This is a genomic window from Archaeoglobaceae archaeon (assembly GCA_038734275.1).
Lineage (GTDB): Archaea > Halobacteriota > Archaeoglobi > Archaeoglobales > Archaeoglobaceae > WYZ-LMO2.
This window is the reverse complement of record JAVYOO010000002.1, coordinates 285,930-298,907: the sequence shown is the minus strand read 5'-3', so window position 1 is coordinate 298,907 and position 12,978 is coordinate 285,930. Positions and strand designations below refer to the sequence as shown.

14 protein-coding genes are annotated in these 12,978 nt (G+C 40.2%); 11 read left to right on the top strand and 3 right to left on the bottom strand.

What is annotated here, in order from left to right; all coding sequences use genetic code 11:
• Positions 1–4 precede the first annotated feature (4 nt).
• The 5 genes from katG (at position 5) to QXI54_04185 (ending at position 6,002) form a co-directional block, all read left to right on the top strand.
• The gene (katG, locus tag QXI54_04205; protein ID MEM0302358.1) at positions 5–2,200 is read left to right on the top strand and encodes a catalase/peroxidase HPI; all 2,196 of its coding nucleotides are present in this window, start codon (positions 5–7) and stop codon (positions 2,198–2,200) included.
• Positions 2,201–2,295: 95 nt separating this feature from the next.
• A complete protein-coding gene (locus QXI54_04200) occupies positions 2,296–2,481 on the top strand; it encodes a DUF5350 domain-containing protein (GenBank protein MEM0302357.1) in 186 nt (61 codons plus the stop codon).
• A 77-nt stretch (positions 2,482–2,558) separates the two neighbouring features.
• On the top strand, positions 2,559–3,236 hold the full coding sequence (locus tag QXI54_04195) for a twin-arginine translocase subunit TatC (protein ID MEM0302356.1): 678 nt from the start codon (positions 2,559–2,561) through the stop codon (positions 3,234–3,236).
• A gap of 25 nt (positions 3,237–3,261) precedes the next feature.
• Positions 3,262–4,575, top strand: a complete 1,314-nt coding sequence (trkA, locus tag QXI54_04190; GenBank protein ID MEM0302355.1) for a Trk system potassium transporter TrkA — start codon at positions 3,262–3,264, stop codon at positions 4,573–4,575.
• Positions 4,572–6,002 carry a TrkH family potassium uptake protein gene (locus tag QXI54_04185; protein ID MEM0302354.1) on the top strand — a complete coding sequence of 477 codons (1,431 nt, stop codon included), beginning with the start codon at positions 4,572–4,574 and terminating at the stop codon, positions 6,000–6,002. The genes trkA and QXI54_04185 overlap by 4 nt, the downstream gene beginning before the upstream one ends.
• Here the strand turns inward: QXI54_04185 and hisS are convergent.
• The gene (gene hisS, locus QXI54_04180; GenBank protein ID MEM0302353.1) at positions 5,962–7,209 is read right to left on the bottom strand and encodes a histidine--tRNA ligase; all 1,248 of its coding nucleotides are present in this window, start codon (positions 7,207–7,209) and stop codon (positions 5,962–5,964) included. The genes QXI54_04185 and hisS overlap by 41 nt on opposite strands.
• Positions 7,210–7,276: 67 nt before the next feature.
• Between hisS and QXI54_04175 the strand changes: the two genes are divergently transcribed.
• From QXI54_04175 to QXI54_04150, 6 genes are read left to right on the top strand one after another with little or no spacing between them, the layout of a single operon-like run.
• Complete coding sequence (locus tag QXI54_04175) at positions 7,277–8,263, top strand: hypothetical protein (GenBank protein MEM0302352.1); 987 nt, start codon at positions 7,277–7,279, stop codon at positions 8,261–8,263.
• Positions 8,257–9,255, top strand: coding sequence for an AmmeMemoRadiSam system radical SAM enzyme (amrS, locus tag QXI54_04170; protein MEM0302351.1), 999 nt, complete (start codon positions 8,257–8,259; stop codon positions 9,253–9,255). Before QXI54_04175 ends, amrS begins: the two co-directional genes overlap by 7 nt.
• A 43-nt stretch (positions 9,256–9,298) precedes the next feature.
• The gene (cobA, locus tag QXI54_04165) at positions 9,299–10,015 is read left to right on the top strand and encodes a uroporphyrinogen-III C-methyltransferase (GenBank protein ID MEM0302350.1); all 717 of its coding nucleotides are present in this window, start codon (positions 9,299–9,301) and stop codon (positions 10,013–10,015) included.
• A gap of 9 nt (positions 10,016–10,024) precedes the next feature.
• Entirely contained in the window at positions 10,025–10,540 is a 516-nt protein-coding gene (locus QXI54_04160; GenBank protein MEM0302349.1) for an ArsR family transcriptional regulator, read from the top strand.
• The gene (locus QXI54_04155; GenBank protein ID MEM0302348.1) at positions 10,527–10,763 is read left to right on the top strand and encodes a DUF504 domain-containing protein; all 237 of its coding nucleotides are present in this window, start codon (positions 10,527–10,529) and stop codon (positions 10,761–10,763) included. Before QXI54_04160 ends, QXI54_04155 begins: the two co-directional genes overlap by 14 nt.
• Complete coding sequence (locus tag QXI54_04150) at positions 10,748–11,491, top strand: BtpA/SgcQ family protein (GenBank protein ID MEM0302347.1); 744 nt, start codon at positions 10,748–10,750, stop codon at positions 11,489–11,491. Before QXI54_04155 ends, QXI54_04150 begins: the two co-directional genes overlap by 16 nt.
• Here QXI54_04150 and moaA read toward each other — a convergent pair.
• Together moaA and QXI54_04140 are read right to left on the bottom strand one after the other, a co-directional pair.
• On the bottom strand, positions 11,484–12,371 hold the full coding sequence (moaA, locus tag QXI54_04145) for a GTP 3',8-cyclase MoaA (GenBank protein MEM0302346.1): 888 nt from the start codon (positions 12,369–12,371) through the stop codon (positions 11,484–11,486). The genes QXI54_04150 and moaA overlap by 8 nt on opposite strands.
• Positions 12,341–12,943: a molybdenum cofactor guanylyltransferase gene (locus QXI54_04140; GenBank protein ID MEM0302345.1), complete on the bottom strand. Its 603-nt coding sequence runs from the start codon at positions 12,941–12,943 to the stop codon at positions 12,341–12,343. Before QXI54_04140 ends, moaA begins: the two co-directional genes overlap by 31 nt.
• Between the last annotated feature and the right edge of the window lie 35 nt (positions 12,944–12,978).

Below are 12,978 nucleotides of genomic sequence, written 5' to 3'. Positions count from 1 at the left end.
AAGTATGGAAAAAAGAAAAAGATGGATCACTGACTGGTGGCCGGAAAGGCTTAACTTGAAAGTTTTAAGACAGAACTGTCCAAGAAGCAACCCTTACGGCGAAAACTTCGACTATGCAAGGGAATTCGAAAGTCTTGATCTTGAAGCTGTGAAGAAGGATCTAAGGGAGCTCATGACAAAATCGCAAGACTGGTGGCCTGCAGATTTTGGGAATTATGGGCCACTTTTCATTCGCTTAGCCTGGCACAGTGCGGGAAGCTATCGTATATTCGATGGCAGAGGGGGAGCAAGGACTGGAGAAATAAGATTCCCGCCAAGGATCAACTGGCCCGACAACATAAATCTCGACAAGGCAATCCGTTTGCTTTGGCCAATAAAGCAGAAGTATGGTAGAAAGCTTTCTTGGGCTGATTTAATTGTATTAGCTGGAAACGTTGCTCTGGAGTTGATGGGAGTTAAGACCATTGGCTTCGCTGGTGGTAGAGAAGATGCATGGGAGCCTGATGAAGGCACAGATTGGGGGCCAGAAATTGAAATGCTTTCTGGAAAGGAGCGTTTTAAGGAAGGGGAGCTCGAAAAGCCATTTGCAGCTACGGAAATGGGTTTGATCTACGTTAACCCCGAGGGTCCAGAGGGAAATCCTGATCCAGTAGAGTCTGCAAAGCAGATCAGAGTTGCATTTTCGAGAATGGGGATGAACGATGAAGAAACCGTAGCCTTGATCGCAGGTGGGCATGCATTTGGCAAATGCCATGGAGCCACTCCAAATACTTTTCTTGGTCCTGATCCAAGTTCTTCACCCATAGAACAGCAGGGCTTGGGATGGAAGTTCAACTACAAAACTGGAAAAGGTCCCGACACATTTACTTCAGGCTTTGAGCTCACATGGAGCCCTACGCCAACGAAATTCGGTATTCAGTATCTCCATCTATTGTTCAAGCACGAATGGGGGCTCACAAAGAGCCCGGCGGGAAAATATCAGTGGGTTGCGAAAAATGCGCCAGCAATAATTCCTGACGCTCATGATCCGAGCAAGAAGCACCCGCCAATGATGCTGACTTCTGATCTGGCTTTAAGATTCGATCCTGTGTATTCGAGAATTGCGAAGAGATTCCTTGAAAATCCTAAAGAATTCGAGGAAGCATTCGCAAAAGCCTGGTTTAAGCTGATCCATCGAGACATGGGGCCAAGAGATTGCTATCTCGGCAAAGATGTGCCGAAAGAAGTTTTTATCTGGCAGGATCCGTTGCCCGCAAGGGACTACGAGCTAATCAACAATAAAGACTTGGAAGAGCTAAAGAGCAGAATATTGAGCTTGGGATTTAGCGTTCAACAACTTATCTACGTCGCTTTGTCCTCAGCACTCACTTACAGAGACTCGGACAGAAAAGGCGGAACCAATGGGGCAAGAATAAGGCTTCTTCCGCAGAAGAACTGGGAAGTTAACAAACCAGAGGAGCTTGCAAAGATTATTGCAAAGCTTGAAAAGATCAAGGCTGAATTCGATGCTGAGCATGAAAGAGAGAACAAGAAAGTTTCTATAGCGGATTTGATAGTTATAGCTGGAAATACTGCGATTGAAGAAGCTGTAAAGAGAGCGGGATTAAAATTTAGAGTTCCATTTGCTCCGGGAAGAGTTGATGCTTTGCAAGAGCATGTCGACATTGAATTTTGGTCAGCGATTGAGCCGATTGCGTGTGGTTTCAGAAATTACGCCCGCGAAGCTTCGATAAACAAAATAAAAAGGGTTGAAGAAATGCTTGTCGATAAGGCACAGCTTCTAAGGCTCACAGTTCCAGAGCTTGTAGTTCTCTTCTGGGGTATAAGGGCACTTGGAGCGGTCTATACAGATGGTTTAGGAGTGCTTACAAAAAATCCCGGGGTTTTGAGCAACGAAGTCATTGCAAATTTGCTTGACATGGCTACAGAGTGGAAACCAGCAGACGAGTTCGGTTATCTCTACGAAGGCTATGACAGAAAAAGTGGAGAGCTGAAATGGAGAGCAACAAGGTTTGATCTAATCTTCGGACATCATGAAGAGCTTAGAGCTGTTTGCGAAGTCTATGCAGCGTTGGATGGAAAAGAAAAGTTTGTGAAAGACTTCATTGCAGTCTGGACAAAGCTAATGCACATAGACCGCTACGATCTGTGGAAAAACAACGGGGAGCTTTACAGGAAGCTAACTGCTGGGATTTTTTGAGACTGATAAAATTTTTAAATTTTTGATAGTGGACGTGTAATTCAGAATTCCAATTTATAGGAGAAAGTTTTTAAGTTGAGATTAGAGCAAATTTCATGGGCAAGACAGGAACGACTACTTGGGTCAAAATCAAGAAGAGAAACAGCAACGAGTATAGGCTTGTGCCTACGAAGTGGCAGAATTACAAGAAGCCGGGACCGAATCAGAAGTATACTTCTGATGGAAAGAAGAGAAGAAGGATAAAGAGGGCTCAGAAGTCTATTCTTGGAATTCGCAGTTAATATTAACTACTTTTTCTAATTTTAATTTAACTCATACACCCAATGGATAATTTTATACTCTCTTCTCGACTTTTTATGTGGAAAATGGCGAGCTTGTAGAACATGTAGCGGAGTTAAGGAAAAGACTTAAAAGGATAGTCTTAAGTCTTACCCTTGTTTTGCCATTAGCCCTCTATTTTTCTCCTACGCTAATCGAAAAGTTCTGGGGAGAGTTAGTAGGGGAGAAGATGTATGTTTATTCTCCCACTGAGTGGATCCTTCTGTGTCTTGTTCTATCCTTAGTAGTCGCAATGATAATAGTATACCCATATGCTATGCTTGAGCTATATCTCTTTGCAAAACCCGGACTTTATGACTCGGAAAGAAGATTTCTAAAGTTTGCAATTATTCCAAGCTATCTGGTTTTCCTTGCGGGTTCTTATGTTTCTTACAAATTTTTGGTCCCATATCTATACAGCTTTTCTTTTGGAGAGCATTTTTATTCTGTGGAAAAAACAACTATTAATGCCATAAAACTTTCATTTGCGTTTGGGATTCTTTTACAAATACCATTGGTAGTCATACTGCTCGACAGTTTTCGAATTGTGAGTTATCAGACGCTTAAAAATTTGAGATTGCCGATTTATCTTGTTCTTATAGCATTCCTTCTTAATTCCCCTACAGATATAGGAGGTCTGACACAACTTGCTATTATCTTATCATTTTTTATAATGTTTGAATTGAGTCTGCTCCTCCTCCGCTTCAGTAAAAGATAAATAAAGACGTTATGGTTTTAATAATATGCAAATAGTAATTGCAGGGGCAGGCTCAGTTGGATATGAGTTGGCCCGCTCACTTTCAGGTAAAAATGAAGTTTATGTAATCGAAAAGGATAAGGAAAAAATAGATAGATTAAGTGAGCTTGATGTTATTGCGATAAAAGGCAATGCTGCAAACTTAAATGTCTTAAAAGAGGCAAAAGCAGATAAGGCGGACATATTTTTGGCAGTTACAGGTAACGACGAGGTAAATATACTGGCTGCTTTGTCTGCTAAAAAAATGGGTGCTAAGAGAACTCTCGTTAGAGTTGAGAATTTAGAGTATACTGACAAACCTGTAACGAGATATCATCCACTCGGCTTTGATATTGTGGTCTGTCCGCCCCTCGTTCTGGCGCAAGAGATTGCTGAACTCGTAGGCATTCCATTTGCCGAGGAAGTCGTAACTTTGAGTGGTGGGGAGATGGATGTGATCGAATTTCAGATTTCTGACGGCTCTCCTGTAATTGGTAAAAATTCTGGAAATCTAAATTTACCATCGGATGTTGTGCTGGCTTCAATCCATAGGAATGGCGACGTCATTCTTCCTGGAGAGGATGATTTCAGAGTAGGAGACAGAGTTATAATTGTTGGAAAGAGAGAGGAATTTGAAAAGCTTGGAGAGATCTTTGGTCAGCAGGTAGTGAGGAGAGTAACGATTTTTGGAACGAGCGAGATAAGCTCATATCTTGCGGAGACTCTTTACAGAAGCAGGGTTAATGTAAAGGTTATAGGTGCGAGCAAGAAAGCCTGTGAAGAGCTCACTGAAAAGCTGAGGGGAATAAGGATAGTATGCGGGGATATCTTGGATCTTGAATTTTTGGACAGAGAGGAAGTAGGAAAATCCAATGCAGTGGTTGCACTTACCGATAGCGATGAGCGTAATTTGATGGTTTCCCTTCTTTCAAAAAGTCTTGGCGCAGAAAGGGCGATTGTTAAAGTTGAACATGAGGAGTATATAAAGATCTTTGAAAAAGTCGGTATTGAGCATGTTCTAAATCCAAAGAAGATGACGATAATGGAGGTTCAGAAATTGCTTCTTTTAGACAAAGTTGAAGTCAGAACCATAGCAGATATTTCCGGAGCAGTTGTGATGGAGATAGAAGTGAACAATCCGAAGCTTAAAGATAAGAGTATTGCGGAAGTGCAATTGCCAAAGAATACTGCAATCTGGGTTGTAATAAGAAACAACAAATGTTTAGCCCCACATCCAGACCTCCGATTGGAATTGGGAGATCGAGTTGTGCTCAGAACTACCTGGGATAAGGTTAAAAAGGTAGGAGAGATGTTTGGATGAATTATCGCTATGTGGAAAATATTGCTGGGCAGGTTTTAATCGTATATGCGATTATTTTTCTGTTTCCAACAATAGTTGCGCTTTTCTATAATGAGAGAGTGGAAATATTTTTAATTTCGCTCTCCATTTCTCTCTTTCTCGGAATGCTTTTTCTATTTGATTCAAAAAGGAATACAAAGACAAACATTGAGGATTCAGACGTATACGCTGCTGTTGCCTTTGTATGGCTTCTGATACCACTTATTGGTGCAATTCCATTTATGTTCTGTAACTTGAGTCCACTTGATGCAGTTTTCGAGGCAATGTCTGGTTTCACAACCACTGGAGCAACAGTGGTGGCACCAGAAGTTTTGCCTAACTCTGTCTTGTTCTGGAGAAGTCTGATGCAGTGGATAGGGGGTATAGGCATAGTGGTCGTATTCCTGATCTTTCTTCCACAAACGAGAAAAAGTTCCTCTCTCTTAGAAGCGGAATATCCTGTGGTAGTTCTACCAAAGATTCGACCAAGAGTCAGGGACATGGCCATTCTGATATTTAGACTCTATCTTCTTCTTACCATTGTAGAGATAGCAGTCCTTTATCTTCTTGGTCTCAGCCTTTTTGAGGCGGTTAACCACGCTTTTACCTCAATTTCGACTGCAGGTTTCTCTACACATTCACAGAGCATTGCATACTTCCAAGATGTTCGAGTTGAGTTAGTTCTGGCTTTCTTTTGCTTAATAGGAGGGACAAACTTTGCACTTCTATATGCATTGACTCAGCGTCAAGTAAGAGCAATAGCAGATTTAGAATTTAAAAACTATCTTATCCTTCTCTTTGGAGCCATTTTAATCCTAACATTTCTTAACGCTCAAAACCTTGGGATTTTCGATTCGCTACATTACTCTGCATTACAGACAATATTTATTGCTACTACCACAGGATACACAATTCTTGACTACGATAACTGGATTGATTCCGCAAAGGTCATCCTTCTGATACTTATGGTAATCGGTGGTTGTAGTGGTTCAACTTCTTCGGGACTTAAAGTGATCCGACTCGTGATTCTTCTAAAATACGCTTCTTACCAGATCATGAGAATAGTAGATCCGAGAAGCGTTAAAGTGATAAGGTACGGCGACACAATAATTACGGAAAAACAGGCAAACGAAATAGTTTCATTTTTTATGATCTATGTATTGGCATTTATCGTTTCTCTCGTGCTGATTTCAATAAGTGGATACGAGATGGAAACGTCCATTTCAGCCACTATTGCAACATTGAGCAATGTAGGCCCTGGAATGGGTCTGGCTGGAGCAAGCGAGACTTATGCGAATTTCAATCCATTTGCGAAGTTTATATTAATACTAAACATGTGGATCGGTCGTTTGGAAATTTTGCCTGTTCTTACACTCTTCTTCTCAGCACTTCGGAGAGAGATGTGGTGATCTCGGAATAGGGTATTCCGAATTGTTCTCCGGTTCTGAGATCTTTAATAGATACTTCTCCCTTTTTTAGCTCGTCCTCTCCTATTATGACTGCAAAGTCCGCGTTTATCTCGTTTGCATAGCTGAGCTGTTTTTTCAAACTTCTTTCCATCACATCCACGATGGTGATAAACCCCAGATTTCTTAACCTTTCAGCGATTTCAAAAGCATTTTTTTCAAAACCTTTGAAGTATGTAACCACTACGGTGACTTTTTTGTCTGTCTTACCTTCTATCAATTCACAAACTCTATCAAAGCCTATTGCAAAACCGGTTGCTGGAGTTCTAACACCTCCAAACAGCTGTGCCAGTTCGTAACTGCCCCCTCCACATATTTGTTTTTGGGCACCAAGTCCTTTCGCATAAAACTCAAAAACTATACCTGTGTAGTAATCCAAGCCCCTGGCAACACCCAAATTCAGGACATACTTTAATCCCAAGGAGTCAATTAAATCGAGCAATTTTTCAATGTAGCTAAAATCATAATCTATAATCTTTTTAGCATCCTCTAAGATGTCTCTCTTTCCCTGAAGGTTCATCAAAGACTTTATCCTCTCCCTTAATTTATCTTCCACGCCAATCTCTTTTAAGTAGTTTTCAAGCCCCTCTTCATCTCTTTTATCAATGAGTCTCATAATTTTTGATGCTCTCTCTCCCAAAAAGCTGAGAGCTGATCTCAAAATTCCTACATGGCCTATATGGAGCTCGTAGTCGATATTAAGGCTTTTTAACATTTTGTCAGCCAGCATTATAACTTCAGCATCTGCAAGATAGGATTCTGAACCAATTAATTCGACTCCAAACTGCCAGAACTCTCGATAGCGTCCCCTTTGTGGTCTTTCGTAACGAAAACAATTTCCAAAGTAGTAAAATCGAATTGGTCTTGGAAGAGAACTGCATTCGTTCACAAAAAACCTCATAATTGGAGCAGTGAGTTCTGGGCGAAGAGCCAGTTCTCTATCAGATTTATCTTTAAAAACGTACATTTCCTCAATAATTCCCTCGCCGGATTTCAGCTTGAAGAGTTCTGAATGCTCAAAGGTAGGGGTTGCAACTTCTCTGTATCCAAAAGATTCAGCAATCTCTCTGAGTTTTCTTTCAACTAGTCTCCTTTTCTCCATCTCTTCTGGTAAAAAATCTCTTGTGCCTCGAGGTCTTTCGATCTTCACAGCTAAAGTGTGGGTAGAAATAAAAAGCTTCTCGTAAAACTTAAATCTGTCAAGACCTATCAAATTTATGGAATTTCGAAAAGAATTTGAAAAATCAAAAATACAGATCGGCGACAAAGTAGAAGAAAGTGTTGTTGAGATCCGATACGATCCACTTACACTTCAAACAAGTAGGATTGTAAGAAAAAACATTCCTATACCTGCGATCGGAGATTTTGAAGACGAAATCGCTAATTCAAAAAATTGGTGTCCCTTCTGCAATGAAAGAGTCGAAGATATGGCTGCAAGAGATCCCGAGATAATGAAAGGGGCTATTTGGAAGCGTGGCGAATGCTTGGCATTTTCAAATATTATGCCTTATTCCAGGTATTCTCTGATTCTGCGTATTGCAGAAAGGCACTATCTGCCCCTTTCAGAGTTTAAAAACTCTCACTTCTTTGATGCGTTCAAGTTGATCCAAGAGTTTTTGAATAAACTTCCCAATCAAAAATTCTACGTTTCTATAGGTATGAACTATTTAAAATCTGCAGGAAGCAGTGTAATGCATCCACATATACAGCTCATTGTCTCTGAAACTTCTACAGACTTCTTTGCCCGACTTGAGTGGAGCGCCTATGAATTTATGGAGCTTCACGGAAAAGATTATTGGTCAGCACTTGTGGAAGAGGAAAAAGGTGGAGAAAGATATATTGGTAGAACAAAGAAAACAGACTGGCTTGCAGCATTTGCGCCAAAGGGATTTTTGCACTTTGTAGGTATTCCGGAGGAAACGGATTTTGCATTGATGAGCGAAGATCAGTTGTCCGGATTTTCAGAAGGGATTACCAAAATTCTGAAGTTTTATGAAAGCAGGGGATTTAATGCCTTTAATTTTACCTTCTTCTGTGGGGACAGAATTGGAAACCATTTCAGGACAAATTTTCATATTGTGGCGAGAACTCCCTTCTCCAGATACTACTGGAACGATGTGTTTTTCTCAAAGATGTTCCATGATGAGAGCATTACCTTCTTCTCTCCTGAGGACTATGCGAGTGAGTTGAGGACGGTATGGTGATCGAGTCATATCTTTATGAAAGGTCAAATGAATTTGTGATCTGTAAAACCTGCTGGCACAATTGTAAGCTTAAAGATCAGCAGTGGGGAATTTGTAAAGTTAGAAAGAATGAAAATGGGAAATTAATGGTCTACAACTATGGATTAGCATCTTCCATAGCGCTGGATCCGATAGAAAAAAAGCCCATGCACAATTATAAACCCGGTTCGAAGGTTTTGTCTTTTGGAACTGTGAGCTGTAATTTTAAATGTGATCATTGCCAAAACTTCGAAATATCGTTTGCAGATCTCACATACCCATATTTAAAAGAGCTCAAACCTGAAGACGTTTTGAGACTTTGTCAAGAAAGAGGGGCAGACGGATTAGCATGGACTTACAATGAGCCTGCTATCTGGCATGAATTTGCTCTTGATGCCTCAAGATTGGCTAAAGATCAGGGATATTTTATAGTCTACGTAACCAATGGATACATGACCCCCGAAGCAATAGAGCAATTTAAATGGCTGGATGCAGCCAATGTTGATGTTAAGGCATTTACTCAGCGTTTTTACAGTAAAATTTGCAAGGCAAAACTCGAAAATGTGCTAAGAACTGTGGAATACATGCACAAAAAGGGCATTTTTGTTGAGATTACCTATCTTGTTATCCCGGAAGAGAATGACAGCAAAGACGAGATAAAAGAATTTGCTGAATGGGTAGTTTCAGTGGACAAAAGGATTCCGGTTCATTTTTCGAGGTTTCATCCTGACTTCAAGATGATGGACAAAATTGCAACTCCAATCACAACCTTGGAGCGGGCAATCAAAATTGCAAAGGATGTAGGTGTTGAATACGTTTATATTGGCAACGTCTGGGGACACAGATTCGAGAATACTTTTTGCCCAAATTGTGGAGAGACTTTAATCGAAAGAAGGGGTTTCTATATTGGCAAGATAAATCTGGAAGATACAAAGTGTCCTACCTGTGGATATAAGCAGAACATTGTCTTGTGATGAGCTTCAAAAAAATCTTTAAGTCTACCAGAAAAACCTTTTTGTGGTTGGGAAAGTTTACATAGTTGGAGCCGGCCCAGGTGATCCCGAGCTAATGACACTTAAAGCTTATAAGCTACTCAAGGAAGCTGATGTAATACTTTACGACAGACTGGTAGGGGAAGAGATCACAAAATTGATTCATACTCTTGGTAAAACCGCCATTTACGTTGGAAAAGATGGAAAAGGCAAAGAAAGGCAAATTGAGATCAATAATTTGATGAAAAAGTTTGCTGAAGAAGGAAAGAAGGTTTTAAGATTAAAAGGCGGAGATCCAACTATTTTCGGTAGATTATGGGAAGAAATTGATTTTCTAAAAGCAAATAATATCCCCTTCGAGATAGTCCCGGGTGTGAGTTCTGTGAATGGGGTTCCTGCATGTGCAAGTATCCCGCTAACTCATCCGGATTTCGGTAAAGCTATCGTGGTTATAGGCGGTAGGGAGGTGGAAAACTATCACGATACTCTGAAAAATGCAACATTAGTTGTTCTTATGAGCGGAATTTCTGCGTCCGAGATTTCACGAAATCTAATTAGAATAGGTTTTAGTGAAAAAACAAAGGTGGCAGTAATCCAAAAAGGCTCATTAAAGGATCAAAAGGTTTCAGTCAGCACTTTGGGTCAGCTATCATCTGAGGAAAGATCTTTCGAGAGTCCCGCTTTAATGGTAGTTGGGGAAGTTGTGCGTTTCGTGGAAAAGTATAATTGTCCCGAGATTTAAAATAGTACAATGGTGAGAAGGGCGAAGCTTATCAACGACATAGTGGAACTGATACCAATATTCCAGCTACTGTCTTCAGAGTATCACAGGAAAGTATATTCTGCTTTGCTTGATAATTGGCTTACAATAGACGAACTCAGAAAAAACTTTGGAGATGGGTTTGAAGAAACTCTTCGAATTTTAAAGCATGCCGGGATGCTTGAAGTTAGATGGAGAATGCCCTCTGACCCGGCTGGAAAGCCAGAAAAAGAATATCATGTGAGCTATACTCACATATCTGCCAATTTTTACGTTTCATTAAAGGAATTCAATAAAATATTAGAAATTGTATTTATGCCTGAAGACGAGATGGAGGAGCATTTAGAGAAGATCAGAAAAGAGGTAGAATTGGGCAGAAATTCTGTCGGTCACATAATAAAAACTCTCAACTACGATCCTTTATTCGTCAGGGCAATCGTCAAAAAATCCCTCAAGTTCAATCTAAAAGGACAACTTATCGAATTTGCGAAAGATGAGGAGATATAGCATAAGGGAGATTCTAAACAGGCTGAGATGGCATCCCGAATACGATTTTTCTAAAGTTGTGGTGATATATTTGGATCGTTTTCAGGGTTTTCTAGAGTTTAAAGGCGATGAGGTTGGCGAAATTGGGCATAAATTTGTCTATCTGAAAAGTGGAACCGCAATCCCGCAGCACAGAATTGTTGAAATCCGCTATGGAGGCGAGATTGTATGGAAAAGACAGTGATCTGCGTAATCCATCTTAAACCACTTCCAGGAGCTCCATTGCATGAGAATTTTGACGATGTGCTCGAGAGCGCATTGAGAGATGCGAGGGCTATTGAGGAGGGAGGGGCGGATGCAGTTATAGTTGAGAACTATGGCGATAAGCCATTTCTCAAGTCTGTAGGCAAGGAAACAGTTGCATGCATGAGCGTGATAGCATGGGAAATTAAAAAGACAACTAATCTCGGCATAGGTATAAATGTGTTAAGAAATGATGCAGTCTCGGCGTTGGCAATTGCAAAAGCCGTTAAGGCTGATTTTGTAAGAGTGAACCAGCTAATCTTTCCATCAGTAGCACCTGAGGGGTTTCTACTTCCTGAAGTTGGCGAAGTAATGAGATATAAAAAATTGATCCAATGCAATGCGATGATATTCGCAGATATAAATGTAAAGCATGCGATTCACTTTGCAAGCCTAGAAGATTACTTCATAAATGCGGAAAGAAGTCTTGCTGACGCTTTTATAATAACGGGGAAAGCAACAGGAATGGAGCCCAATATTGAGGATTTAAAGCTTGCAAGAGAACATTTATTTGCTCCAATTCTTGTTGGCAGTGGATTAAATGAAAATAATGCCAGAAAACTGGCAGAACACTGCGACGGAGTTATAGTGGGGAGCTATATAAAAAAGCATGGAAAAGTTGATGCTGAAAAGGTTAGAAAAATAGTCAGAGCTGTGAAGTTTACCTGAAAAACGGTCTTCTCAACTTTACAGCTTCAATTATCGCTCTTTTTAGCTCATCTCCACACAAATTTGAGATATTTACCGTTTCATCACTCATAAGGCAGAGTTTTATCTTTCCGTCTGAGGTAACTCGGATGCGATTGCAGTGCATGCAAAAATCTGTGTTTTCGAGAGGTTTTACAATTTCCACAATGCCAAATGGGGTAAAAAACTGTTTTCTTTTGTGCATATCGCGGATCTTTATTGCTGTGGAAATTCTCGAGAATTCCTCCTCAAACTTTTCTGGGCTTAGATAGAAATCCTTTGTCTTTGAATTTGGAATTAGCTCGATTAGCTGAAGAATAACGTTAGTCTTCCCTTTATTGAATGAACTTGCAAATTCAAGCATCTTAAAGACTTCCATATCATTTAAATTTTTCATTAGAACCATATTGAGCTTTATTGGGGTCAAGTTTGCTTCTACTGCACTTCTTATTCCTTCTATGACGCGAGTTATGTCCCCTCCCGAAGTGATGAATCTGAATATCTCGGGATTGAGCGTATCGAGACTTATATTAACTCTATCAAGGCCGCTCTCCTTGAGATCGAATGCAACATCATCGAGAAACATACCGTTTGTTGTTAGCGAGATTTCTTCGAATTCCGGCATCAATGAAATTATTTCACATATGTCATCTCTTAGCAATGGTTCCCCTCCCGTGATCTTTAACTTTTTAACCCCCAATTCGTAAAAGGCCTCGGCTATTTCTGCTATTCTTTCTGCACTCATTTCCTTTCCCGGGTTATTTTCGCCTTCTCGATGACAGTAAATACAGTTCAGATTGCATCTGTTTGTAACAGCGATCCTTAAGTTTTTCACTGTCCTTCCAAAAGAGTCTGTGAGCATATTTCCTCAGCTCTCCTTATATCCTCCATAGTGTTTATATTGAAGAAGGAAATCAAAGAACTGTCAAACTTTCTAAGCTCTTCAGCGGGATAGAAAACAGTCTTGAGTCTGCTTAGGGGAGTCATTATGCTCTTTTCACCATTTTTTATCGATTTCTCTATTTCAGGAATTGCTCTTGTTGAGTAGTAACCGAGCAAAGGTTCTGGAAACTCATGTTTTGGTATCAGAGCATCGCAATCAATTTTCTTTCCCAATTCAAAAATAAACTCCAGAAGTCTCTTTTTTACGAATGGCATGTCAATTGCAACAACCACTGTATCTCCGGCATTTATCAAGGCAGAATGTATGCCGGAGAGAGCTCCGAAGTTACGATAGATATCACAAACACATTTGACTCCATATTCTTTTGAGTATTTTTCAGCCTGAATATCATCTCTACAGACAAAAATCGGTTTATATTCCTGATACTTATGTATGGCAATTTCAATTAACTTTTTGCCACAAATTTTTATTTCAGCTTTTTCCATTCCAACTCTTCTCCCCTTCCCACCCATTAGAACCGCAATTTTCACACTCGGTATCTTTTAGATACCTATTTATTACCTTT